The organism is Streptomyces sp. NPDC096152, from assembly GCF_044763235.1.
Lineage (GTDB): Bacteria > Actinomycetota > Actinomycetes > Streptomycetales > Streptomycetaceae > Streptomyces.
The window spans coordinates 933,351-954,449 of record NZ_JBIWFW010000001.1; the positions used below are offsets into that span (position 1 = coordinate 933,351).

Annotated in this window: 19 protein-coding genes; 15 read left to right on the top strand and 4 right to left on the bottom strand. The window is 71.9% G+C overall.

The window, feature by feature from the left end:
• The first annotated feature begins 1 nt into the window (after position 1).
• The 8 genes from murG to ACIQ9G_RS04125 all read left to right on the top strand — a co-directional run bounded on the left by murG (position 2) and on the right by ACIQ9G_RS04125 (position 7,171).
• The gene (murG, locus tag ACIQ9G_RS04090; RefSeq protein WP_403605927.1) at positions 2-1,090 is read left to right on the top strand and encodes an undecaprenyldiphospho-muramoylpentapeptide beta-N-acetylglucosaminyltransferase; all 1,089 of its coding nucleotides are present in this window, start codon (positions 2-4) and stop codon (positions 1,088-1,090) included.
• A gap of 27 nt (positions 1,091-1,117) precedes the next feature.
• Entirely contained in the window at positions 1,118-1,912 is a 795-nt protein-coding gene (locus ACIQ9G_RS04095; RefSeq protein ID WP_403605930.1) for a cell division protein FtsQ/DivIB, read from the top strand.
• Positions 1,913-2,190: 278 nt separating this feature from the next.
• A complete protein-coding gene (gene ftsZ / locus ACIQ9G_RS04100) occupies positions 2,191-3,387 on the top strand; it encodes a cell division protein FtsZ (RefSeq protein WP_403605933.1) in 1,197 nt (398 codons plus the stop codon).
• A complete protein-coding gene (gene pgeF / locus ACIQ9G_RS04105; RefSeq protein ID WP_403605936.1) occupies positions 3,384-4,112 on the top strand; it encodes a peptidoglycan editing factor PgeF in 729 nt (242 codons plus the stop codon). Before ftsZ ends, pgeF begins: the two co-directional genes overlap by 4 nt.
• Positions 4,113-4,118: 6 nt before the next feature.
• Positions 4,119-4,838 (top strand): YggS family pyridoxal phosphate-dependent enzyme, encoded by a 720-nt coding sequence (locus tag ACIQ9G_RS04110; RefSeq protein ID WP_403605939.1) that lies wholly within the window; start codon positions 4,119-4,121, stop codon positions 4,836-4,838.
• Between the two features lie 129 nt (positions 4,839-4,967).
• The gene (locus ACIQ9G_RS04115; protein WP_403605942.1) at positions 4,968-5,609 is read left to right on the top strand and encodes a cell division protein SepF; all 642 of its coding nucleotides are present in this window, start codon (positions 4,968-4,970) and stop codon (positions 5,607-5,609) included.
• Positions 5,610-5,657: 48 nt separating this feature from the next.
• Complete coding sequence (locus ACIQ9G_RS04120) at positions 5,658-5,942, top strand: YggT family protein (RefSeq protein ID WP_392194587.1); 285 nt, start codon at positions 5,658-5,660, stop codon at positions 5,940-5,942.
• Positions 5,943-5,995: 53 nt separating this feature from the next.
• Entirely contained in the window at positions 5,996-7,171 is a 1,176-nt protein-coding gene (locus tag ACIQ9G_RS04125; protein WP_403605945.1) for a DivIVA domain-containing protein, read from the top strand.
• 263 nt (positions 7,172-7,434) lie between these two features.
• Here the strand turns inward: ACIQ9G_RS04125 and ileS are convergent, their stop codons facing one another.
• Entirely contained in the window at positions 7,435-10,572 is a 3,138-nt protein-coding gene (gene ileS / locus ACIQ9G_RS04130) for an isoleucine--tRNA ligase (RefSeq protein ID WP_403605948.1), read from the bottom strand.
• A gap of 701 nt (positions 10,573-11,273) precedes the next feature.
• On the bottom strand, positions 11,274-12,110 hold the full coding sequence (locus ACIQ9G_RS04135) for a hypothetical protein (protein WP_403605951.1): 837 nt from the start codon (positions 12,108-12,110) through the stop codon (positions 11,274-11,276).
• Here ACIQ9G_RS04135 and ACIQ9G_RS04140 point away from each other — a divergent pair.
• The 6 genes from ACIQ9G_RS04140 to ACIQ9G_RS04165 all read left to right on the top strand — a co-directional run bounded on the left by ACIQ9G_RS04140 (position 12,079) and on the right by ACIQ9G_RS04165 (position 17,474).
• The gene (locus ACIQ9G_RS04140) at positions 12,079-12,555 is read left to right on the top strand and encodes a TraR/DksA family transcriptional regulator (protein ID WP_403605954.1); all 477 of its coding nucleotides are present in this window, start codon (positions 12,079-12,081) and stop codon (positions 12,553-12,555) included. The two genes, ACIQ9G_RS04135 and ACIQ9G_RS04140, sit on opposite strands and share 32 nt — an antisense overlap.
• Positions 12,556-12,718: 163 nt before the next feature.
• Positions 12,719-13,417: a signal peptidase II gene (gene lspA, locus ACIQ9G_RS04145; RefSeq protein ID WP_403605957.1), complete on the top strand. Its 699-nt coding sequence runs from the start codon at positions 12,719-12,721 to the stop codon at positions 13,415-13,417.
• 81 nt (positions 13,418-13,498) lie between these two features.
• Positions 13,499-14,443, top strand: coding sequence for an RluA family pseudouridine synthase (locus ACIQ9G_RS04150; RefSeq protein ID WP_403605960.1), 945 nt, complete (start codon positions 13,499-13,501; stop codon positions 14,441-14,443).
• The gene (locus ACIQ9G_RS04155) at positions 14,440-14,913 is read left to right on the top strand and encodes a GNAT family N-acetyltransferase (RefSeq protein WP_403605963.1); all 474 of its coding nucleotides are present in this window, start codon (positions 14,440-14,442) and stop codon (positions 14,911-14,913) included. Before ACIQ9G_RS04150 ends, ACIQ9G_RS04155 begins: the two co-directional genes overlap by 4 nt.
• A 169-nt stretch (positions 14,914-15,082) precedes the next feature.
• Positions 15,083-16,669 (top strand): Na+/H+ antiporter, encoded by a 1,587-nt coding sequence (locus ACIQ9G_RS04160; RefSeq protein WP_403605966.1) that lies wholly within the window; start codon positions 15,083-15,085, stop codon positions 16,667-16,669.
• Positions 16,670-16,733: 64 nt separating this feature from the next.
• Positions 16,734-17,474, top strand: a complete 741-nt coding sequence (locus ACIQ9G_RS04165; protein ID WP_403605969.1) for an SDR family NAD(P)-dependent oxidoreductase — start codon at positions 16,734-16,736, stop codon at positions 17,472-17,474.
• Positions 17,475-17,499: 25 nt separating this feature from the next.
• On the opposite strand, the gene ACIQ9G_RS04170 is transcribed toward ACIQ9G_RS04165, so the two are convergent.
• Positions 17,500-18,624 (bottom strand): mechanosensitive ion channel family protein, encoded by a 1,125-nt coding sequence (locus ACIQ9G_RS04170; RefSeq protein ID WP_403605973.1) that lies wholly within the window; start codon positions 18,622-18,624, stop codon positions 17,500-17,502.
• Between the two features lie 207 nt (positions 18,625-18,831).
• On the opposite strand from ACIQ9G_RS04170, the gene ACIQ9G_RS04175 reads away from it, so the two are divergent.
• Positions 18,832-19,401 carry a dienelactone hydrolase family protein gene (locus tag ACIQ9G_RS04175; RefSeq protein WP_403605976.1) on the top strand — a complete coding sequence of 190 codons (570 nt, stop codon included), beginning with the start codon at positions 18,832-18,834 and terminating at the stop codon, positions 19,399-19,401.
• Positions 19,402-19,413: 12 nt separating this feature from the next.
• Here the strand turns inward: ACIQ9G_RS04175 and ACIQ9G_RS04180 are convergent, their stop codons facing one another.
• Positions 19,414-21,096 carry an alkaline phosphatase D family protein gene (locus tag ACIQ9G_RS04180; protein WP_403605979.1) on the bottom strand — a complete coding sequence of 561 codons (1,683 nt, stop codon included), beginning with the start codon at positions 21,094-21,096 and terminating at the stop codon, positions 19,414-19,416.
• Positions 21,097-21,099 lie beyond the last annotated feature (3 nt).

Here is a 21,099-nt window from a genome sequence, read left to right on the forward strand (position 1 = left end):
GGTGCATGTCGTACTCGCCGGCGGAGGTACCGCGGGCCACATCGAGCCCGCGCTCGCCCTCGCGGACGCCCTGCGCAGGCAGGACCCGACCGTGGGGATCACGGCCCTGGGCACGGAGCGCGGTCTGGAGACCCGGCTCGTCCCGGAGCGGGGCTACGAGCTGGCGCTGATCCCGGCCGTGCCGCTGCCGCGCAAGCCCACCCCCGAGCTGATCACCGTCCCGGGCCGGCTGCGCGGCACGATCAAGGCCGCCGAGCAGATCCTGGAACGGACCAAGGCGGACGCCGTCGTCGGCTTCGGCGGTTACGTGGCCCTGCCCGCCTATCTGGCGGCCAAGCGGCTCGGCGTCCCGATCGTCATCCACGAGGCGAACGCCCGCCCCGGTCTGGCCAACAAGATCGGTTCGCGCTACGCGGCCCGGGTCGCCGTCTCCACCCCGGACAGCAAGCTGCGCGACGCCCGCTACATCGGCATCCCGCTGCGCCGCTCCATCGCCACCCTCGACCGGGCCGCCGTGCGCCCCGAGGCGCGCGCGAGGTTCGGGCTCGACCCCAACCTGCCCACGCTGCTGGTCTCCGGCGGCTCGCAGGGCGCCCGCCGGCTCAACGAGGTGGTCCAGCAGGTCGCGCCCTACCTCCAGCAGGCGGGCATCCAGATCCTGCACGCGGTCGGCCCGAAGAACGAACTGCCGCAGGTCCACCAGATGCCGGGAATGCCCCCGTACATCCCGGTAGGTTACCTGGACCGGATGGACCTCGCGTACGCCGCGGCCGACATGATGCTCTGCCGGGCCGGCGCGATGACCGTCGCCGAACTCTCCGCCGTCGGACTCCCGGCCGCCTACGTCCCGCTGCCCATCGGCAACGGCGAACAGCGGCTGAACGCCCAGCCGGTGGTCAAGGCCGGCGGCGGCCTGCTGGTCGACGACGCGGAACTCACCCCGGAGTGGGTGCAGCAGAACGTCCTGCCCGTGCTCGCCGATCCGCACCGGCTGTACGAGATGTCCCGCGCCGCCGGGGAGTTCGGCCGCCGGGACGCCGACGAGCTGCTCGTCGGCATGGTGCGCGAGGCGATCGCCTCGCGCCGTTAGGACCATATGCACGGAAGGGCAGCAAGCGTGGCCGGACCGACGACCGCCGAGCGCGGTGAACGCCAGCAGGAGTCGTCCGGCCCGCCCCCGGCCCGCCGATGGCGAAGTCCCCGCCCTCGTACGATCGTCGTCCTGGCGGTTGTCGTACTGATCCTCACCGCCGGCTCCCTCTGGCTGCTCTACGGCTCGCGGTGGACCCGCGTGGAGCACGTGTCCGTCGCCGGGACGAGGGTGCTGACGCCCGCCCAGGTGCGCGCGGCGGCCGACGTGCCGGTCGGCGCGCCGCTGGTCTCCGTGGACACCGACGCGATCGAGACGCGACTTCGCCGTGCCCTGCCCCGAATTGACTCGATCGACGTCGTTCGCGCATGGCCCCATGGAATCGGGCTGAAAGTGAGTGAGCGGACTCCGGTTCTGGTGGAGGAAAAGGGCGGAAAGTTCATCGAAGTGGACCACATCGGTGTCCGTTTCGCCACGGTTCCGCGGGCGCCGAAAGGCGTGCCCGTCCTGGAATTGTCCCTTTCCCGTTCGGGATCCGCGGCCGCGAGCCTGCGGCGCTTCCCGGAGGGCCGGCTCGTGCGCGAGGCGGTCGCGGTGGCCCGCCGTATTCCGGCCGCGGTCGCCCGCGACACCCGCGTGCTCAAGGTCCGTACCTACGACGACATCTCACTGGAGCTCAACGGCGGCCGCACCGTCGCCTGGGGCAGCGGCGACGGCAGCCGCGAGAAGGCCCGCGCGCTCACCGCCCTGATGAAAGCGGCGCCGGACGCGCGGTACTTCGACGTCAGCGTGCCCACCGCGCCCGCGTCATCGGGGAGTTGACGCACATCCGCGCAGGCCAGCACCCTGGTTGGGCACCGCTATGCCTGATCACATAGGGTGAAAAGAAAAACGGGAGGTTCGGCGTGTTCGTTGAACGTGCGCCACTTGTCGACTTAGTGTCCTGTTCGGAAGAGTCCAGGGAACAGGCACACTGGTAACCCTAAACTTCAGCGTTAGGGTTCGGGTCGGCGTTCGGACCGTCCCATTCGGCATCAGTCGTCGGATCACGGCAAGGCTGTGATGCGACGACACGTAACTCGAGGCGAGAGGCCTTCGACGTGGCAGCACCGCAGAACTACCTCGCAGTCATCAAAGTCATCGGTGTCGGCGGCGGTGGTGTCAATGCCATCAACCGGATGATCGAGGTCGGTCTCAAGGGCGTCGAGTTCATCGCCATCAACACCGACGCGCAGGCGCTGTTGATGAGTGACGCCGACGTCAAGCTCGACGTCGGCCGCGAACTGACCCGCGGACTCGGCGCCGGCGCCAACCCGGCCGTCGGCCGCAAGGCCGCCGAGGACCACCGCGAGGAGATCGAGGAGGTCCTCAAGGGGGCCGACATGGTCTTCGTGACGGCCGGTGAAGGCGGCGGCACCGGCACCGGCGGCGCGCCCGTCGTGGCCAACATCGCGCGCTCGCTCGGCGCCCTCACCATCGGCGTGGTCACCCGCCCGTTCACCTTCGAGGGGCGGCGCCGGGCCAACCAGGCCGAGGACGGCATCGCCGAGCTGCGCGAAGAGGTCGACACCCTCATCGTCATCCCCAACGACCGGCTGCTGTCCATCTCGGACCGCCAGGTCAGCGTGCTCGACGCGTTCAAGTCCGCGGACCAGGTGCTGCTGTCCGGTGTGCAGGGCATCACCGACCTGATCACCACCCCCGGCCTCATCAACCTCGACTTCGCCGACGTCAAGTCGGTCATGTCCGAGGCCGGTTCGGCCCTGATGGGCATCGGCTCGGCCCGCGGCGACGACCGCGCGGTGGCGGCGGCCGAGATGGCGATCTCCTCGCCGCTCCTGGAGGCGTCCATCGACGGCGCCCGGGGCGTGCTGCTCTCCATCTCCGGCGGCTCCGACCTCGGCCTGTTCGAGATCAACGAGGCCGCCCAGCTGGTCAGCGAGGCCGCCCACCCCGAGGCCAACATCATCTTCGGCGCGGTCATCGACGACGCCCTCGGCGACGAGGTGCGGGTCACCGTGATCGCGGCCGGATTCGACGGCGGCCAGCCGCCGGCCCGGCGGGACAACGTCCTCGGCTCGTCCGCCGCCAAGCGCGAGGAGCCGGCCCCGGCGCGGCAGCCGGAGAGCCGGCCGACCTTCGGCTCGCTCGGCAGCGTGACGCCGAAGGAGGAGCCGGAGCCCGTCGTCCCGGAGCCGGTGACCGAGCTCCCGGCCGTCACCCCGCCGATCCCGCCGTCGCGGACCTACTCGGACAGCGCGGCCGAGGAACTGGACGTACCGGACTTCCTGAAGTGATAGGACAGCGCGACACCGTGGACGGCGCGCACTTCGCCTTCACCGACCGGTGGGGCGGGGTGAGCGCCGTTCCGTACGAGGAGCTCAACCTCGGCGGAGCGGTCGGTGACGACCCCGACGCCGTGCGCACCAACCGCGAACGGGCCGCCGGGGCACTCGGACTCGACCCGGACCGGGTGGTCTGGATGAACCAGGTGCACGGGGCGGACGTCGCCGTGGTGGACGCCCCCTGGGGAGACCATCCCACGCCCCACGTCGATGCGATCGTCACCGCGCGGCGGGGTCTCGCCCTCGCCGTGCTCACCGCCGACTGCACGCCGGTGCTGCTCGCCGACCCCGTCGCCGGGGTGGCGGGCGCGGCGCACGCCGGGCGCCCCGGGATGGTCGCCGGGGTCGTTCCCGCCACCGTGCGCGCCATGGTGGAACTCGGCGCCGACCCGGCCCGGATCGTGGCCCGCACCGGACCCGCCGTCTGCGGACGGTGCTACGAGGTGCCGGAGGCGATGCGCGCCGAGGTGGCCGCCGTCGAGCCGGCGGCGCACTCCGAGACGAGCTGGGGCACCCCGGCCGTCGACGTGAGCGCCGGAGCGCATGCGCAGCTGGAGCGTCTCGGGGTGCGCGACCGGCAGCAGTCGCCGGTGTGCACGCTGGAGTCACGCGATCACTTCTCGTACCGCCGCGACCGCACCACCGGGCGGCTCGCGAGCTATGTCTGGCTGGACTGATGGGGCATGACGGACCGTAAGGGCGAACTCGCCGCGAACCTGGCGAAGGTGGAGGAACGCATCGCCGCCGCGTGCGCGGCCGCGGGCCGGCCCCGCGAGGAGGTGACCCTCGTCGTGGTCACCAAGACGTATCCGGCGTCGGATGTGCGGATGCTGTCGGAACTCGGTGTGCGTCACGTCGCCGAGAATCGGGACCAGGAGGCGGCCCCCAAGGCCGCCGAATGTGAGGATCTGCCCCTCATTTGGCATTTTGTCGGTCAACTTCAGACCAATAAGGTGCGATCCGTGGTCGGTTACGCCGATGTCGTGCAGTCCGTGGATCGGGCGCGGCTCGTGACGGCGCTATCGAAGGAGGCCGAGCGGGCGGGGCGCGAGATCGGGTGCCTGCTGCAGGTCGCGCTCGACGCGGACGCGGGCGGGCGCGGGGAGCGCGGTGGTGTGGCCCCCGGCGGAGTCGCGGAGTTGGCCGATCTGGTCGCCGGGTCGCCGGGGCTGCGGCTCGACGGTCTGATGACCGTGGCCCCGCTCACCGGCGAGTACGCGGGGCGTCAACGGGCCGCCTTCGAACGGCTCATGGATTTGTCGACCGACCTGCGCCGAGCTCATCCGGCTGCAACCATGGTCTCGGCAGGGATGAGTGCGGATCTCGAGGAGGCCGTGGCCGCCGGGGCGACACATGTGCGCGTCGGCACTGCGGTACTCGGAGTCCGCCCCGGGCTCGGGTAACGTCGCCAGGAAGTCGGACCACAGCAGAAAATATGGTCAATACCGCCGAAGACGGCGCAAAGACCTCGTGGATCGCGGGACTTGGCAGTCGTCAGCCGATGATCCACCACAGAGCGGAGGACTCAGAGCATGGCCGGCGCGATGCGCAAGATGGCGGTCTACCTCGGCCTCGTGGAGGACGATGGGTACGACGGCCGGGGTTTCGACCCCGATGACGACTTCGAACCCGAGCTGGATCCGGAGCCCGAGCGGGACCGGCGGCGGCACGAGCCGCCGCACCAGCCGCACGTAACACACCAGCCACAAAGGGACGAACCGGTACGAGCGGTGCAGGCTCCGGCGCCGCGCGACCCGGTTCCCCACGCCGCTTCGCTCCCGGCGGAATCGGGACGTCCGGCGCGCATCGCGCCCGTGGCATCCATCACACAAGAACGTCAGAGCCTGGAGAAGAACGCGCCGGTGATCATGCCCAAGGTCGTGTCGGAACGTGAGCCGTACCGGATCACCACGCTTCACCCCCGGACCTACAACGAGGCCCGTACCATCGGGGAACACTTCCGTGAGGGCACTCCGGTGATCATGAATCTGACTGAGATGGATGACACAGACGCGAAGCGACTTGTCGACTTTGCGGCCGGTTTGGTGTTTGGTCTTCACGGCAGCATCGAACGGGTGACGCAGAAGGTGTTTCTGTTGTCTCCTGCTAACGTCGATGTCACGGCGGAGGACAAGGCCCGTATCGCAGAGGGCGGGTTCTTCAACCAGAGCTAAGACGCAGACCGACAGGCACAGGGAACAGGGGAGAGGGAAGCACGAGTCATGAGCGTGTTCCTGGACGTGATCTACATCGCGTTGATGTGCTTCCTGATCGTGCTCATCTTCCGGTTGGTCATGGACTACGTCTTCCAGTTCGCCCGCTCGTGGCAACCCGGCAAGGCGATGGTGGTCATTCTGGAGGCCACCTACACTGTCACCGATCCACCGCTCAAGCTTCTGCGGCGGGTCATCCCGCCGCTGCGTCTCGGGGGCGTGGCGCTCGACCTGTCCTTCTTCGTGCTGATGATCATCGTCTACATCCTGATCTCTATCGTGAGCCGGCTGTGAGCGATGTGAACTACCGTCTTGCCGAACGCCGACGACTACGTTGAGGTGAAGAGATGCCGTTGACCCCCGAGGACGTGCGGAACAAGCAGTTCACGACCGTCCGCCTCCGAGAAGGCTATGACGAGGACGAGGTCGATGCCTTCCTCGATGAGGTCGAAGCCGAGCTGACGCGCCTGCTCCGCGAGAACGAGGACCTGCGCGCCAAACTGGCCGCGGCCACGCGCGCTGCTGCCCAGAACCAGCAGAACATGCGCAAGCCTCCGGAGGACCAGCAGCAGCATCCGCAGCAGCAGGGCATGCGCGGTCCGGGCGCTCCGGTCCCCGCCGGGATATCGGGCCCGCCGCAGCAGCAGATGGGTGGCCCCATGGGTGGCCCGCCCCAGCTGCCCAGCGGTGCCCCGCAGTTGCCCGCCGGCCCCAGCGGTCAGGGTCCGCAGGGTCAGGGCCCGATGGGTCAGGGTCCGATGGGCCAGGGCCCCATGGGTCAGGGTCCGATGGGTCAGGGTCCGATGGGCCAGGGCCCCATGGGTCAGGGTCCGATGGGCCAGGGCCCGATGCAGGGCCAGATGGGTCCCGGCCCGATGGGCGGACCCATGGGCGGTCCCGGCCCGATGGGTCAGGGTCCCGGTGGCGACAGCGCCGCGCGCGTTCTGTCGCTGGCCCAGCAGACCGCCGACCAGGCGATCGCCGAGGCGCGTTCCGAGGCCAACAAGATCGTCGGCGAGGCCCGCAGCCGCGCCGAGGGTCTCGAGCGTGACGCGCGCGCCAAGGCCGACGCGCTGGAGCGGGACGCGCAGGAGAAGCACCGCGTCGCGATGGGCTCCCTGGAGTCCGCCCGCGCCACGCTGGAGCGCAAGGTCGAGGACCTGCGCGGCTTCGAGCGCGAGTACCGCACCCGCCTGAAGTCGTACCTGGAGTCGCAGCTGCGCCAGCTGGAGACCCAGGCCGACGACTCGCTGGCCCCGCCGCGCACCCCGGCGACCGCGTCGCTGCCGCCGTCCCCGGCGCCCTCGATGGCTCCGGCCGGCGCGAGCGCCCCGTCGTACGGTGGCGGCAACCAGACGATGGGCGGCGCGCACGGTCCGTCCGGTCCGTCCTACGGTGGCCAGCAGCAGATGTCCCCGGCGATGACCCAGCCGATGGCGCCGGTGCGTCCGCAGGGCCCCTCCCCGATGGGGCAGGCTCCCTCGCCGATGCGCGGGTTCCTCATCGACGAGGACGACAACTGACAGTTGGTGGTACGCCCTAGGCGTCGGCAGCGTTCACAGGGCGGGGCCCCGGATCACGTATCCGGGGCCCCGCCCTTTTTACGCGCGTTGAGTGCGTCGTGCGCCCTGCGTCGTGCGCCCTGTGTCGTGCGCCCTGTGTCGTGTGGCAGGCGTCGGGCGGCGTGAGTCGGGCGGGCCGGGGCGGAGAAGGCGCCCCGAGGGCCCGGAAACGCGAAGGCCCGGGGCACCGGTGGGTTCCGGTGCCCCAGGCCTTTGTTCGACCGTTACGCCTTGCGCAGGCGGAAGGCCAGGGACAGGCCCTCGTCGGTGAAGGGCTCGCCGTAGCCGCCGTCCGCCTCGCCCTGGGCGAAGTCCGTGGCGAGGACCTCCTCGGCGATGAGGGCGGCGTGCTCGCTGAGGGCCGCCGTCACGGCCGGGTCCGTCGAGCTCCAGCGGAGCGCGATGCGGTCCGCGACGTCCAGGCCGCTGTTCTTGCGCGCCTCCTGGATCAGCCGGATCGCGTCCCGGGCCAGGCCCGCACGGCGCAGCTCCTCCGTGATCTCCAGGTCCAGCGCGACCGTGGCGCCGGCGTCGGACGCCACCGACCAGCCCTCGCGCGGGGTCTCCGTGATGATCACCTCGTCCGGTGCGAGGGCGACCGTCTCACCGTCGACCTCGACCGACGCCGTGCCCTCGCGCAGCGCCAGGGACAGCGCGGCCGCGTCCGCCTGCGCGACGGCCTTCGCCACGTCCTGGACGCGCTTGCCGAAACGCTTGCCCAGGGCGCGGAAGTTGGCCTTCGCGGTGGTGTCCACGAGGGAGCCGCCGACCTCGCTCAGCGAGGCCAGGGACGCCACGTTCAGCTCCTCGGTGATCTGCGCGTGCAGCTCCTTGTCCAGGGACTCGAAGCCCGCGGCCGCGACCAGTGCTCGGGACAGCGGCTGCCGCGTCTTCACCCCCGACTCCGCGCGGGTGGCACGGCCCAGCTCCACGAGCCGCCGCACCAGCACCATCTGCCGCGACAACTCCGGGTCGACGGCGGTCAGGTCCGCCTCCGGCCAGGACGTCAGGTGCACCGACTCCGGGGCGCCCGGGGTGACCGGCACGACGAGGTCCTGCCAGACCCGCTCGGTGATGAACGGGGTGATCGGCGCCATCAGCCGGGTCACCGTCTCCAGCACCTCGTGCAGGGTGCGCAGCGCGGCCTTGTCGCCCTGCCAGAAGCGGCGGCGCGAGCGGCGCACGTACCAGTTCGACAGGTCGTCGACGAAGGCGGACAGCAGCTTGCCGGCGCGCTGGGTGTCGTACGCCTCCAGCGCCCCGGTCATCTGGTCGGTCAGCGCGTGCAGCTCGCTCAGCAGCCAGCGGTCGAGCAGCGGGCGGTCGGCCGGGGCCGGATCGGCCGCGCTGGGCGCCCAGTTGGAGGTGCGGGCGTACAGCGCCTGGAAGGCCACGGTGTTCCAGTAGGTGAGGAGCGTCTTGCGGACGACCTCCTGGATGGTGCCGTGACCGACCCGGCGGGCCGCCCACGGGGAGCCGCCGGCGGCCATGAACCAGCGGACCGCGTCCGCGCCGTGCTGGTCCATGAGCGGGATGGGCTGCAGGATGTTGCCGAGGTGCTTGGACATCTTGCGGCCGTCCTCGGCGAGGATGTGGCCGAGGCACACGACGTTCTCGTAGCTGGACTTGTCGAAGACCAGGGTGCCGACCGCCATCAGCGTGTAGAACCAGCCGCGGGTCTGGTCGATGGCCTCGCTGATGAACTGCGCCGGGTAGCGGGACTCGAACAGTTCCTTGTTCTTGTACGGGTAGCCCCACTGCGCGAACGGCATCGAACCCGAGTCGTACCAGGCGTCGATGACCTCCGGCACGCGCGTGGCGGTCTTCGCGCACTGCGGGCAGGCGAAGGTCACCTCGTCGATGTAGGGGCGGTGCGGGTCGAGGGACGACTGGTCGGTGCCGGTCAGCTCGGTCAGCTCCGCGCGGGAGCCCACGACGGTGAGGTGGTCGTCCTCGCAGCGCCAGATCGGCAGCGGGGTGCCCCAGTAGCGGTTGCGGGAGAGCGCCCAGTCGATGTTGTTGTTCAGCCAGTCGCCGTAGCGGCCGTGCTTGACCGTGTCCGGGAACCAGTTGGTCCTCTCGTTCTCCTGGAGCAGGCGGTCCTTGATCGCGGTGGTGCGGATGTACCAGGACGGCTGCGCGTAGTACAGCAGCGCGGTGTGGCAGCGCCAGCAGTGCGGGTAGCTGTGCTCGTAGGGCAGGTGCCGGAAGAGCAGGCCGCGGGTCTGGAGGTCCTCGGTGAGCCTTTCGTCCGCCTTCTTGAAGAAGACGCCGCCGACCAGCGGGACGTCCTCCTCGAAGGTGCCGTCCGGGCGGACCGGGTTGACCACCGGCAGGCCGTAGGAGCGGCAGACCCGGAGGTCGTCCTCACCGAAGGCGGGGGACTGGTGGACCAGACCCGTGCCGTCCTCGGTGGTGACGTACTCGGCGTTGACCACGTAGTGGGCGGGCTCCGTGAACTCCACCATCTCGAAGGGGCGCCGGTAGGTCCAGCGCTCCATCTCGGCGCCGGTGAAGGTCTGGCCGGTCGGCTCCCAGCCCTCGCCGAGCGCCTTGCCGACGAGCGGCTCGGCGACGACGAGCTTCTCCTCGCCGTCGGTCGCGACGACGTAGGTCACCTCGGGGTGCGCGGCGACCGCGGTGTTGGAGACCAGCGTCCAGGGGGTCGTCGTCCACACCAGGAGCGCGGCCTCACCCGCGAGCGGGCCGGAGGTGAGCGGGAAGCGGACGTAGACCGACGGGTCGACGACCGTCTCGTAGCCCTGCGCCAGCTCGTGGTCCGACAGGCCCGTGCCGCAGCGCGGGCACCAGGGGGCGACGCGGTGGTCCTGCACCAGCAGGCCCTTGCCGAAGATCTCCTTCAGCGACCACCAGACCGACTCGACGTACTCCGGGTCCATGGTCCGGTAGGCGTCGTCCAGGTCGACCCAGTAGCCCATGCGGGTGGTCAGCTCGGCGAACGCGTCGGTGTGCCGGGTCACCGACTCGCGGCACCTGGCGTTGAACTCGGCGATGCCGTAGGCCTCGATGTCCTGCTTGCCGCTGAAGCCGAGTTCCTTCTCGACCGCCAGCTCCACCGGGAGGCCGTGGCAGTCCCAGCCGGCCTTCCGCGCCACGTGGTAGCCCCGCATGGTGCGGAAGCGGGGGAAGACGTCTTTGAAGACGCGCGCCTCGATGTGGTGGGCGCCGGGCATCCCGTTCGCGGTGGGCGGGCCCTCGTAGAACACCCATTCGGGCCGGCCCTCGGACTGCTCCAGGGTCTTGGCGAAGATCTTCTGCTCGCGCCAGAAGTCGAGCACGGCGTGCTCGAGCGCGGGCAGGTCGACCTGGGCGGGCACCTGGCGGTACGTCGGCGCTGTCATCAGCGAGCTTCCTCCAACGGACTTTCTGCCTTCCGTCGGAGGGACGAGAGCCTGCTTGCTGCCTACGCCGTGTGCGGCGCGCTCCCGCGGTACCACCCTCCTTGGCTCCCCGGTGCGCCCTCCGCACCAACGAGCCCCCTCATTGGGATCGCGATGCCGGTTCTACTGGCCCCCGCCTTCGCTGGGGTGTTCTTCCGGCGGCTCCGGGGTGATCTTCACGTCGCGCTCGCCCCCGGGCTCCCACCGTCCCCGGGTCGCTCTGGGCTGCGTACGCCGCTACTCGTCCCCATCCACGCTTCTCGCTCCGCCCAGTGTACGGCGCTCCGGGGACGGCGGCCGACCGGTTTTCCCGGGCCGTGTCCGGCGGCCCGGCGGGGCGGGCACTGACCCGAATGGCGCGGTGCGCCGGTTCGGATCGCGGGGCATGTGGCCGGTCGGATTACCGGGCGGACAGTTGGGCACAACGGTGGCATGCCGCCCGGGCGATGCGCGCGAGGCGGGCGAATCGGGCGGCGTGCCCCGTTGCCGCGGGACTCGAGTCGATTTATCGTCCCAGCACGATTCGCGCGCAAGATCACAATATGTGAAGGGGCCGCGGCCATGGTGGCGAAGAAGACCGCCGAGCAGTCGGCGTCCGGCAGGTCCACGGGTGCCTCCGGCGGCGCGGCCAAGGACGTACGCGGGATGAGGACCGCCCGTGGTCACGGCGGCGGCCCGGCCGAGACCGCGGAGCCGGCGAGACCGCGGAAGGCGGTGCGGGCGGCCGCCGTCGGCACCGGCACCGTGGCCGCCGGGACGGCCACGCGGCCGGCCGGGAGCGGTGCGGTGCGCGGGAAGGCGGCCACGTCCGGGGACGCGGTCGCGAAGGAGGCGGCCATGAAGAAGGCGGCCACGACGAGGGCGACGCGGGATCCGGCGGCCACGGACAGGACGGCGGCCACCGGGAAGCCGGGCGCGGGGAAGTCACCCGGGGCGGCGGGGACGCCGAGGACGGTACGGGCGTCCGAGGGGGAGAAGGCCGGGACGAAGGCGGCCGGCACCAAGGCGGCCGAGGTGAAGACGGCCGACGAGAAGAAGGCCGGGACGAAGAGGACCGGGGCGAAGAAGGCGCCCGCGAGGACGACGGCGAAGAGCGCCGCGGCGAAGAAGGCCGCTGCCAGGAAGACGGCGGCCGAGCGGACGACGCCCGAGAAGGCCACAGTGGAGAAGACCTCGGCGAAGAAGGCGGCGCCGGAGAAGGCCACCGCGGAGAGGGCCGCGAAGAGGACCACGGCGAAGAAGGCCGCGGCCGGGAAGACCGCGGCCGCCACGAGCGCCACCGGGAAGAGCACGGCCAAGAGCACGACCAGGACGAGCACGGCCAAGAGCGCCACCAGGACGAGCGCGACCGGGACGGGCACGAGCAGGACCAGCACGGCCAAAGGCACGACCAAGAAGAGCGCGGCCGGGAAGACGGCCGAGAAGGCGGGCGCGGCCCAGACCGCGCAGCAGACGGGAGCGACGACGGTGGTTGCGAAGAAGACTCCTGGGACGGCCACGACGGCGCAGACCGCCGTTCCCAAGGCCCGGGCCGGCGTGGTGGAGCCCGGCGACCTCGCGGTGCGCCCGGGCGAGGACCCCTGGACCCCGGAGGAGGTCGAGGAGGCCCGTGCGGAGCTGCAGTCCGAGATGGAGCGGCTGAGTTCCGAGATCAGCTCCTCCGAGGCCTCCCTGGCGGGTCTGATGCGGGACTCCGGGGACGGGGCGGGCGACGACCAGGCCGACACCGGGACCAAGAACATCGCCCGCGAGCACGAGATGGCGCTCACCGCCAACGCCCGCGAGATGCTCCTCCAGACCGAGCGCGCCCTGGACCGCCTCGACTCGGGCACGTACGGCCTGTGCGAGAACTGCGGGAACCCGATCGGCAAGGCCCGTATGCAGGCCTTCCCGCGGGCCACCCTGTGCGTGGAGTGCAAGCAGAAGCAGGAGCGCCGCTACTGACCGGCCCGGCCGCGCGCGGGCGGACGGCCGCCCGCGCGCCGTGAGGACGCCGCCCGGGCCGCCGCGGCGCCGATCGGCCCCGCCGGAAGCCGCCTGAGCACATGGGGCGGGGGAGGTGTGCCGTACTCTCGTCCCAGTCAGGTACCTAGGTTGAGGGACTCACGTGGCAGAGGCGGAGCGCATCATCGGTACGCCGGACACACCGGACGCGGCGCGGGCCGGGCGGGACCGCCCCGGCGGGGACGCGGCGGCGGACGGGCGCTCCGGTGCCGAGGGGGCACAGGCCCCGGCCGGCGGGTCCGGCGCGGACGGCACGGCGGCGGCCGGAGCCACCGGAGCGGCCGGCGACGGGCCGGCCGCGGCCGAGCGGCCCCGGGGCAGGCGGCGGATCGCCGTCCTGTTCGTGGTCGCGGCCTTCGCGTACGCCCTCGACCTGATCAGCAAGATGATCGTGGTCGCCAGGCTGGAGCACCACGCGTCGATCGAGATCGTCGGCGACTGGCTCAAACTGGAGGCGATCCGCAACGCGGGCGCGGCCTTCGGCTTCGGCGAGGCCTTCACCGTGATCTTCACGGTGATCGCGGCCGCCGTGATCGTGGTGATCGCCCGGCTCGCCCGCAAGCTCTACAGCCTGCCCTGGGCGATCGCGCTCGGCCTGCTGCTCGGCGGGGCGCTGGGCAACCTCACCGACCGGATCTTCCGCGCGCCCGGCGTCTTCGAGGGCGCGGTCGTCGACTTCATCGCCCCCAAGCACTTCGCCGTCTTCAACCTCGCCGACTCGGCGATCGTCTGCGGCGGCATCCTGATCGTGCTGCTGTCCTTCCGGGGCCTGGACCCGGACGGCACCGTGCACAAGGACTGAGCCGGCGGACCCCGCGGCCGGGGACGGGCGGGCTCCCGGACCGGGGACAGGGCCGTCGGTGCCGTCCGGCATACTCGACGGGTGAGCACGATTCCCGAGATCCGTACCCTGCCCGTGCCCGACGGCCTGGAGGGCGAGCGCGTCGACGCCGCCATCTCCCGCATGTTCGGCTTCTCCCGTACGAAGGCGGCGGAGCTGGCCGCCGCGGGCAAGGTGCTGGTCGACGGCACGGTGGTCGGCAAGTCCGAGCGGGTGAGCGGCGGCGCCTGGCTCGAGGTCGAGATGCCGCAGGCGCCCGCGCCGGTGCAGGTGGTCGCCGAGCCGGTCGAGGGCATGGAGATCGTGCACGACGACGAGGACGTGGTCGTGATCGTCAAGCCGGTGGGCGTGGCCGCGCACCCGTCGCCCGGCTGGAGCGGCCCGACGGTGATCGGCGGGCTGGCCGCGGCCGGCTACCGCATCTCCACCTCCGGCGCCGCCGAGCGCCAGGGCATCGTGCACCGCCTCGACGTCGGCACCTCCGGCCTGATGGTGGTCGCCAAGTCGGAGCGCGCGTACACCTCGCTCAAGCGCCAGTTCAAGGAGCGCACGGTCGACAAGCGCTACCACACGCTCGTCCAGGGCCACCCCGACCCGACCAGCGGCACCATCGACGCGCCCATCGGCCGTCACCCCCAGCACGACTACAAGTGGGCGGTCACGGCCGACGGCAAGCCCTCGGTGACCCACTACGACCTGATCGAGGCCTTCCGCGCCGCCTCCCTGCTCGACGTGAAGCTGGAGACCGGGCGCACCCACCAGATCCGCGTCCACATGGCCGCCCACCGCCACCCGTGCGTCGGCGACCTGACGTACGGCGCCGACCCGACGCTCGCCAAGCGGCTGCACCTGACCCGCCAGTGGCTGCACGCGGTCCGGCTCGGCTTCGAGCACCCCGGCGACGGCGAGTGGGTGGAGTTCGCCAGCGACTACCCCGCGGACCTGCAAGAAGCCCTGGACCAGGTCCGCGAGGAGACGTACGGATGAGCCCGGCCGCGCCGTACGACGTCCGCGTCGCCGAGGACCCGGCCGACCGCGAGGCGTGCTTCGCGGTGCGCAAGCAGGTCTTCGTGGCCGAGCAGGGCGTCGCCGAGGAGATCGAGTACGACGCGTACGACGCCGTCGCGCTGCACGTCCTCGCCGTCCGGGACGACGGGCTGCCGCTCGGCACCGGGCGCCTGCTGTACGGCGAGGCGGCCGCCGCGAAGACCGGCGGCGAGCCGTCGGTGGGGTCGCTGGGGCGGCTCGCGGTGGCCCGGGAGGCCCGCGGGCTGGGCGTCGGCGCGGCCCTGGTCCGGGCCGTCGAGGACGCGGCACGCGCGCGGGGCCTGACCGCGGTGGACCTGCACGCGCAGACCCACGCGCTCGGCTTCTACGAGCGTCTCGGCTACGTGGCGTACGGCCCCGAGTTCCCGGACGCGGGCATCCCGCACCGCGCGATGCAGCGCTCCCTCTAGCCTCCCTCCGTCCCCCTCCTCGCGTTCGCCCCTCCGGCCCCCTCCGCCCGGTTCGCCCCCTCCGGCCCGCCCCTTCGGCCGGTGTCGCCGAAGCGCAGGTGGGAACCGGTACGTGGCAGGCTTGAGGTCTGCTGTGTGAATTTCTGGAACCACCAACGGAGCGCCGGCCGTGGATCAGTTGGCCCTGCTGTTCGTGCTGTTGCTCGGGGCCGTGGTGAGTGTCCCCGTCGCCGACCGCCTCGGGGTGCCGTCCCCCGTGCTGATGGCCCTGCTCGGGGTCGCCCTCGCGCTGCCCGACTTCGTGCCGAACGTGAACATCCCGCCGGACCTGATCCTGCCCGCGCTGCTGCCGCCGCTGCTGTACGCCGCCGTCCGCCGGACCTCCTGGCGCCAGTTCACCGCCAACAAACGGCCGATCTTCCTGCTCGCCGTGGCACTGGTGTTCGTCACCACCCTGTGCGTCGCCGCCGTGGCCCACGCCATCGTGCCCGGTCTCCCGGTCGCCGCCGCGGTGGCGCTCGGCGCGCTGGTCGCCCCGCCCGACCCGGTGGCGGCGACCGCGGTCGCCGGGCGGCTCGGGCTGCCGCGCCGCCTGGTGTCGATCCTCGAGGGCGAGGGGCTGTTCAACGACGTCACGGCCATCGTGCTCTACCACGTCGCGATCGCCGCCGCGATCAGCGGGGAGTTCTCGCCGTGGCGGGCCGGTCTCGACCTGGTCCTGTCGGCGGTCGTCGCGGTCGTCGTGGGACTGGCCCTCGGCTGGGGCACCAACCGGCTGATGGACCTGCTGGAGGACCCCACCCTGCAGATCGGCCTCACCCTGCTCGTGCCGTACGCCTCCTACGTGCTGGCCGAGGAACTGCACGGCTCCGGCGTCCTGGCCGTGCTCACCACGGCGCTGTTCCTGGCCGAGTACGCCACCCACGCCGACGACGTGATGACGCGGCTGACCGGGCACACGGTGTGGAACGTCGTCGACACGCTCGTCACCGGAGTCGCCTTCGGCCTGGTCGGGCTCGAACTGCACAACGCCGTCCGGACGGCGAGCGGCCGGTGGGGCCAGCTGCTCGGCTGGTCCGCGGCGGTGGTCGCGGTGGTGGTGCTCGTACGGCTGCTGTGGCTGCTCCCGGCGACCTGGCTCACCAAGCGGCTGCACGCGCTGCGCGACTACGACGAGGAGATCCCGCTGGGCTGGCGGGAGACCGTCGTGATGTGGTGGGCGGGGATGCGCGGGGTGGCGTCGGTGGCGCTGGCGCTGGCCGTCCCGCTGACCACGGACAGCGGGGCGCCCTTCCCGGACCGTGACGAGATCGTCTTCATCGCCTTCGGCGTGATCATGGCCACCCTGGTGCTGCAGGGACTGACCCTGCCGTGGCTGGTGCGGCGGCTGGGGGTGCAGGCCGACACGGAGCGCGAGGGGGCCTTCGAGAAGCAGCTCGCGGTGCGGGCGGCGAAGGCCGCCAAACGGCGGCTGCGGGAGATCGAGCAGGTCGAGGACCTGCCGGAGGACCTGGCGGAGCAGATGCTGCGGCGGGCCTTCGAGATCGGGGTGCGCATCAGCCCGGACATCGGCGACGACGAGCGCCGGGAGGCGCACCAGCACCGGGTGCGGCGGCTGAAACAGACCCGCCGGATCCAGAACGAGATGCTGAGCGCGGCCCGGCACGAGGTGCTGGCGGCGCGGAGCGAGGCGGGGGCCGACCCGGAGATCGTGGACCGGGTGCTGCGCCACCTGGACGTACGCAGTCTGCGGTGACCGGCCGCCGGGTCGAAACGCGCGTTTACCCGCCGCCCGCGGGCCCCCTTTGTAGGCTCGGATCATGACTCGCAACGTCGTGATCAGTGGTGGTGGTACGGGAATCGGGCTCGCCGCGGCGCGGGCCTTCGCGGCCGACGGGGACCGGGTGCTGCTGCTCGGGCGGCGGGCCGAGGTGCTGGAGAAGGCGGGCGTGCCCGGCGCCCTGACCTGCGCCGCCGACGTGGGTGAGGTGGCGGGGGTGCGCGAGGTCGCCCGGTTCGTGGCCGACGAGCTCGGCGCGGTGGACGTGCTGATCCACAGCGCGGGCGGCTCGGGGCAGCTCGAACCCCGGGTCGAGCGTGACGACCCGCTCGAACTCCTCGCCGACGACTGGCTCGTCAACTTCCGGCTCAACACCCTGACCGCCGTCCTGCTCACCGAGGCGCTCAAGGTCCGGCTCGCCGAACCCGGCGGCCGGGTGCTGTTCCTCAGCTCCATCGCCGCCTACCGGGGCTCCGGGAGCGGTGCCTACGCGGCCGCCAAGGCCGCCCTGCACCCCTACGTCCACGACCTGGCCCGGCAGCTCGGACCGCGCGGCATCACCGTGAACGCGGTCGCACCCGGGTACATCGAGGACACCGACTTCTTCGGGGACGGTATGCCGGAGGAGCGGCGCGCCCAGCGCATCGCGGAGACCTCGAACGGCCGCGCCGGGACGCCCGGGGACGTGGCCGCCACGCTGCACTGGCTGGCCTCCCCGGGCGCCGGCCACATCACCTCGCAGATCATCCAGGTCAACGGCGGCGCCGAGCGCGGCCACTGAGACCACTACGGGCGGCTCCGGGCGCTCAGCCCCGGCCGCGGCCCCCGGCGGCGGGCTTCTCGAAGCTGCGCCAGAGCGCGCCGTCGTAGGCCTCGCGGGGGCCGTCGGCACGGCCCGGGGGCGGCACCGCCCCCGCCGTGTTGACGCGGGGCAGCGCGTAGGGGTGCTCCTCGCACAGCCAGCGCACCATCTCCTCGCGTACCGCCACCCGCACCGTCCAGATGTCGTCCGCGTCCTTCGCGGTCACCAGCGCCCGCACCTCGATGGTGTTCGGCGTCGAGTCCGTCACCACCAGACCGTAGGCGCGGCCGTCCCAGGCCGGGCACTGGCGCAGGATGTCACGCAGCCGCTCGCGCATCGCCTCGACGGGCGCGCTGTGGTCGAGCTGCCAGAACACGGTGCCGGTCATCTGCGGGGTGCCGCGGGACCAGTTCTCGAACGGCTTGGAGGTGAAGTACGACACCGGCATGGTGATCCGGCGCTCGTCCCAGGTCCGTACGGTCAGGAAGGTCAGGGTGATCTCCTCGACCGTGCCCCACTCGCCGTCCACGACGACGGTGTCGCCGATGCGCACCATGTCGCCGAAGGCGATCTGCAGTCCCGCGAACATGTTGCTCAGGGTGGACTGCGCGGCGACACCGGCGACGATGCCCAGGATGCCGGCCGAGGCCAGCAGCGAGGCGCCGGCCGCGCGCATCGCCGGGAACGTCAGCAGCATGGAGGCGATGGCCACCACGATGACGATCGCCGAGACCACGCGCATGATCAGCTCGACCTGGGTGCGCACCCGGCGCACCCGGGCCGGGTCCCGGTGCATCCGGGCGTAGCGCGAGTACGACGTCTCGACCACCGCCGCGGCGATACGGATGACCAGCCAGGACGCGGACCCGATCAGTACCAGGGACAGCGTCCGGCCGATGCCGACCCGGTGGGCCTCCAGCAGCTTCGCCTGGTCGTAGGACCCTCTCAGCAGCGCCGAGCACAGGACGAGCTGGTAGGGCACACGGGCACGGCGCAGCAGACCCCACAAGGGTGTCTCGTGGTGCCGTGAATCGGCCTTGCACAGCAGAAGGTCCGTGGCCCAGCCGACGACCAGTGTGAGGACGACCGAGCCGCCGACGACGATCAGCGGGCGGAGTACGTTCTCCATGCCTGCGAACCTAACCGGCGACGGCGGGACATGCACATGTGTCTTCGCGGCGATCGTGGGTAGGGCGCCCGGCGGTGTGGCGAGGATCTCCCGGTACGGATCTCCCCGGTACAGATCTCCCGGCACGGGTCTCCTGGCGCGGATCCGCGGCGCGGGCCCCGGCGCCCGTGGTGGGGCGGCGCCGTACCCGGCTGGCACCATGGCCTCATGAACATCATGCTCTTCCACTCGACCTTCGGCCTCAGACCCGCCGTGCGCCGGGCCGCCGAGCGGCTGCGCGCCGCCGGGCACGAGGTGTGGACCCCGGACCTCTTCGAGGGCCGGACGTTCGACACGGTCGAGGAGGGCATGGCGTACAAGGACGAGATCGGCAAGGACGAGCTGCTCAAGCGGGCCGTCCTCGCCGCGGCGCCCTACTCGGACCGGGGCCTGGTGTACGCCGGGTTCTCGCTCGGCGCCTCCATCGCGCAGACCCTCGCGCTCGGCGACGGCAAGGCCCGCGGCCTGCTGCTCCTGCACGGCACGTCGGACATCGCGCCCGGTGTGTCGGTGGACGAGCTGCCCGTCCAGCTGCACGTGGCCGAACCGGACCCGTTCGAGACGGACGACTGGCTGAGCGCCTGGTACCTCCAGATGCGCCGGACCGGCGCCGACGTGGAGGTCTACCGCTACGCCGGGGCCGGTCACCTCTACACCGACCCCGACCTGCCGGACTACGACGAGGAGGCCGCCGAGGCCACCTGGCGGGTGGCACTCGGCTTCCTCGACACGCTGTAGCCCCGACCGCGGCTACACCGGGTCGTAGGTTCGTTCGACCTTCTGCGTGCCGTTGCGGGTGCGGTACGAGCGGGTCCAGGCCGAGGTGGCGTTCGGGCTGGTGCGGTCGGACAGGACGTAGTAGTCCATCTGCGCGCGGTCGGCGGTGATGTCCAGGACGCCGTAGCCGTGGCGGTCGGTGTCGACCCAGTGCACATGGCGGTTGGCGGCGCGGATCACCGGCGCGGCGACCGCCGAGACGGTGCCCTCGGGCACCTTGACGATGTCGTCGAGGTTGTCGGAGGTCACCGAGGTGACCACGAACTCCGTGGCCGCGGACGCGGACAGCGGGTACGTGCCGGCGTCCACCGGGACGTCGTTCGCCCAGGCCATGTGGATGTCGCCGGTCAGGAACACCGTGTTGCGGATGGCGTTCGCCCGCAGGTGCGCCAGCAGCTCGCGGCGGTCGTCGGTGTAGCCGTCCCACTGGTCGGTGTTGACGGCGAGGCCCTCCTGCGGCAGCCCGAGCAGCTTGGCGAGCGGCTTGAGCAGGTCCGCGGAGAGGGAGCCGACGACGAACGGCGAGATCATCACCGAGTTGCCGACCAGCCGCCAGGTGGTGTCGGACGCCTTCAGCCCGGCCTTCAGCCAGTCGAGCTGGGCGCGCCCGGTGAGCGTGCGGTCCGGGTCGTCGACCGAGCCGCTGCCCGAGGACGCCTGCTGCGAGCGGAAGGAGCGCAGGTCGAGCAGGGAGAGGTCGGCGAGCCTGCCGAAGCGCAGCCGCCGGTAGGTGGTGCCCGCGAGCGCCGGGCGGACCGGCATCCACTCGAAGTAGGCCTGCTTGGCGGCCGTCTGGCGCGCGCTCCAGGTGCCCTCGGCGCCCTCGGTGTGGTTGACCGCGCCGCCCGACCAGGCGTTGTCGGCGAACTCGTGGTCGTCCCAGATGGCGACGACCGGCGCCTTGTGGTGCAGGGCCTGCAGATCGGGGTCGGTCTTGTACCTGGCGTGCCGGGTGCGGTAGTCGGCGAGGGTGAGGATCTCGTTCGTGGGGGAGTGCGGCCGGACGACCGTGCCCCGGGTCCCGTACTCGCCGGACTTGTACTCGTAGATGTAGTCGCCGAGGTGCAGCCAGGCGTCCAGGTCGTTCCTGGCCGCGAGATGGCGGTAGGCGGCGAAGTAGCCTGCCTCCCAGTTGGCGCAGGAGACCACGCCGAAGCGCAGGCCCGGCACGGCGGCGTCGGCCGCCGGTGCGGTGCGGGTCCGGGCGACCGGCGAGTCGGTGCCGCCGGCCGAGAAGCGGAACCAGTAGTCGGTGGCCGGCGCGAGCCCCCGGATGTCGGCCTTGACCGTGTGGTCGCTCGCGGCGGTCGCGGTGGTCGAGCCCTGGGCGACGACGCTGGTGAACGCCTTGTCCCGGGCCACCACCCAGCTCACCTCGGTGTCCGGGCCGGCCCCGGAGCCGGGTGTCGCCTCGGCGGTGGGCGTCACGCGGGTCCACAGCAGGATGCCGTCCGGCAGCGGGTCCCCGGAGGCCACCCCGTGCAGGAACGCGGGTGCCTCGGTGGCGGCGCGGGCGGGCAGCGCGGCGGCGAGCGGCCCGGCCAGGACAGCAGTGGCCGCCGCGGCCTTGACGACCGTACGGCGGCGCGGGGAAAGGGAGTTGACGCGCTCGGATCGCGAGCCGGCGTCAGGTGTTGATCTGTATCGACTGGTCACGGG